We start from the raw sequence: 3,400 nt of genomic DNA on the forward strand, positions 1-3,400 counted from the left end.
ATTATGCTTCAAATTGTATTTTTTTTAAATAAACGCCCTTGCAAATGGTAATTTTTAAGTTTTTAGTTATTTTTGCCAAATGAATATACTTGGAAAACTGATAATTATAGGTGGTGCTGTAGACAAAGGAAGTTTTACAGAAACTGATTTAGATAAAAACGCAAATACCAATTTAAATTTTTTTGAAACTGGAATTTTAAAAAGAATTCTTAACGAGTCAAAGTATAAAGAGGAATCTAGAATAGAGATTGTTACAACGGCATCTGTAATTCCGCGTGAAATTGGACCTGAATATGTAAAAGCATTTACTTATTTAAATGCAAAGAACGTAGCTATACTGACTATTGAAAGAAGAGAGCAAGCAGCTGATCCAGAAGTTTTGGCACGATTAAAAGCGGCCGATATTGTAATGTTTACAGGAGGTGATCAATTAAGATTAAGTTCTATTTTAGGCGGAACTCCTTTTCACGATATGTTGCTTGATAAATATCATAATGAAGAGTTTATCTATGCTGGAACATCAGCAGGTGCAGCAGCAGCTTCAAACAATATGATTTACCAAGGCAGTAGCTCTGAAGCCTTGTTGAAAGGAGAAGTAAAAATAGCGAGTGGTCTAGGACTTATTGATGGTGTTATTATTGACACTCATTTTGTTCAGCGCGGTCGCATTGGTCGATTATTTCAAGCAGTTGTGGGGAATCCAAGAGTTTTAGGAATAGGACTTGGTGAAGATACCGGTTTGTTAATTACCAATAATAAAGAGATGGAAGCCATCGGGTCTGGACTTGTAATTTTGGTGGACGGCCGAGAAATAAAAGATACTAATTTGACTAAAGTAGAATTGGGTCAACCCATATCCATTTCGCATTTGGTCACACACGTTATGAGTAAGTTTGACACTTACAACTTGGATACACATAAAATGCACATTCAATCTTCGCATTATTTATAGAATCTTCAGGCTTTAATTCTAGAACTCCATTATGAAACTAATTATACACGGCGGTTTTTTTTCGGAATCATCAACTTCAGATGATACTAAAATTGCAAAACAGAAAGCACTAGAAGAAATAGTAATGCGTTCTTATGAGTACTTAAAAACTCATACTGCTTCAGAAACTGTTGTTTATGCTGTAACTCAACTTGAAAATGATATTCTTTTTAATGCAGGAACGGGTTCACAAATTCAAAGTGACGGAAAAATTAGGATGAGTGCTGCTCTTATGGATGGCGAAACCCAAAAAATGAGTGGTGTAATCAATATAGAAGCTGTAAAAAATCCTATTGAGGTAGCAGCTTTACTGATGCATCAAGATGATCGTATTTTAGGTGGATCTGGAGCTACTAATTTTGCTAGAGCGAATGGGTTTGAGTTTTTTTCTACAGAAATTCCGCAACGAAGAGCTGAATTTGAAGCCAAATTAAAAGCTACGGGAACAGGAACCGTAGGATGTGTAGCATTAGATCAAAATGGAAAAATTGCTGTAGCCACATCTACTGGTGGTAAAGGTTTTGAAATTCCAGGTCGAATTTCTGATTCTGCAACTGTAGCAGGAAATTATGCCAATGCTTTTTGTGGCGTAAGCATGACTGGAGTGGGAGAAGACATAGTTAGTAATGCTACGGCTGTAAAAATTGTTACCCGAGTAACTGACGGAATGCAACTTAAAGATGCTTTTGCTAAAACCTTCAATGAATTATTACCCTATGATGGTTTTGCAGGTGCTATTGCTATAGATCACAACGGTACTATTTACCATCAAGATTCACATCCTAGTATGGTTTTTGCTAGTTTTGACGGAACTTCTTTTCAAGTTTTTGGTTAATTAAAGCACCTTAAATGACATCCAAATAGGAATGTGATCAGATACTTTTCTAGCTTCTTCTAGTGAATTGAATTTATTGTAAAAATGAATTACTCCTGTATTTAAAAACGAAATTCGATTTGAATTGTAAAAGATATTGTCAAATTCTGACGCCAAACAATTGTTGTTTTGGCACTTCCTTTTCAAAGATGTTTTTTGGTTTTGGAACGCCGATTTATATCCTAATTTTTTTAACGGGCCAAAAACAGAATGCGACTGCGGACAATTAAAATCACCTAAAAAAATCAAATTGAGATTGGAATACAAATTGGGTAAAAACTTGAAATGTTTGATTTCCGTTTCAGGCTGTCTACTTTTTGTAATGGCGTGAAAATTTACCAATGTGAATTGTTTTTTATCGAATTCAAAAGTGGCGTAATACGGTTCTCTATCTATTTCTAGATGGTATTTTTTTTCTAGCCAAGGAGTTCCAATAAGTTTTACTCTACTTGTTTTCCACAAAAAAACATATCGCTCTGTTTTATAAGCGCTACTGGACGTAGGATTGCTGATGGAGTAATCCCATTTAGATCCTTTTCTATTTAACGCATCTGCAAGCCTTGCCACTGCTTGTGCGCCACCGTAACCAGCAACTACTTCTTGTATCACAATAATATCATAATCTCTGGTGGTTTGAGCAATAAAATCGATAGTTTCATTGCTCTTTGATTTACCAAGATTTTCAATATTCCAAGAAATAACTTTGACTTGTCCAGTTAAAGACAACTGAACAAGTAAGAGTAAAAATAAAAAAAATGGTTTCAACGGTAAGTGTATAAAAGGATAAAAATCTTCGCAATTCTTAGTTTAGAATATCTTTTTTGGTTAACTGGATTTTAAAAAGGATCAGCAGTAACTCTAAATTTCATATTAGCTTTTACAGTAATATCCTGAGTCAAAGTTTCTTTTACAACAGCTCTTGTTCTAATAGTATACGATGGAGCTTTAACGTATTTGTCAAGTTTTGCCGCAGTACAGGTTAAATTTAAAGTGTTTGAGGTTGAATTAATGTCTTCTAGAAATGCCAGTTCAATCTCGTCATTTGTATCAGTTGAAATAAACAATCGTATTGATTTTAGAAAACTAAATGATTTATTGCTAGGGTTAGTAATCGTTAATTTCAAATCCGTAATTTTTACATCTTTAACTAGATCGGCCTTCGTATTATTGTTTTCAAATGTGGCACTTGAATTTGTCGTGACATCAGGAGTGATAATTGTAAAAGCTGTCCCAACAGGAAAAGCACTGTCAATTTGTATACTTGTTTCATTGTCAATATTAAAAGTGAGTAAATCATCAATTACATTGCAAGAAGTCGCAATCAATAACAATACAGCTATGGCTAAAGAAATTTTTGTTTTCATAATTACATTTTGTGAATTTATTTTTGGGATGTACGCAAATTTCTGTAGTATGGATTTTAGAAATTTTAAGTTTACAAGTTGAGAATAACATTGCAAGCAAATTAAATGAATATTTTTCAAAATTCAATTTTTCAATTCAAAATATAAAAAGTATTTTTGCGCATGCAACAC

4 protein-coding genes are annotated in these 3,400 nt (G+C 33.5%); 2 read left to right on the top strand and 2 right to left on the bottom strand.

Annotated features, from left to right (window positions below):
- Positions 1–79 precede the first annotated feature (79 nt).
- Together FPG59_RS15010 and FPG59_RS15015 are read left to right on the top strand one after the other, a co-directional pair.
- Positions 80–952: a cyanophycinase gene (locus FPG59_RS15010; RefSeq protein ID WP_086455369.1), complete on the top strand. Its 873-nt coding sequence runs from the start codon at positions 80–82 to the stop codon at positions 950–952.
- A gap of 31 nt (positions 953–983) precedes the next feature.
- Positions 984–1,826: an isoaspartyl peptidase/L-asparaginase gene (locus FPG59_RS15015; RefSeq protein WP_086455370.1), complete on the top strand. Its 843-nt coding sequence runs from the start codon at positions 984–986 to the stop codon at positions 1,824–1,826.
- On the opposite strand, the gene FPG59_RS15020 is transcribed toward FPG59_RS15015, so the two are convergent.
- Positions 1,827–2,630 (bottom strand): endonuclease/exonuclease/phosphatase family protein, encoded by an 804-nt coding sequence (locus FPG59_RS15020; protein WP_086455371.1) that lies wholly within the window; start codon positions 2,628–2,630, stop codon positions 1,827–1,829.
- Between the two features lie 71 nt (positions 2,631–2,701).
- A complete protein-coding gene (locus FPG59_RS15025) occupies positions 2,702–3,229 on the bottom strand; it encodes a hypothetical protein (protein WP_086455372.1) in 528 nt (175 codons plus the stop codon).
- Positions 3,230–3,400: the final 171 nt, after the last annotated feature.

The organism is Flavobacterium sp. FPG59 (genome assembly GCF_002150205.1).
Classification (GTDB): domain Bacteria; phylum Bacteroidota; class Bacteroidia; order Flavobacteriales; family Flavobacteriaceae; genus Flavobacterium.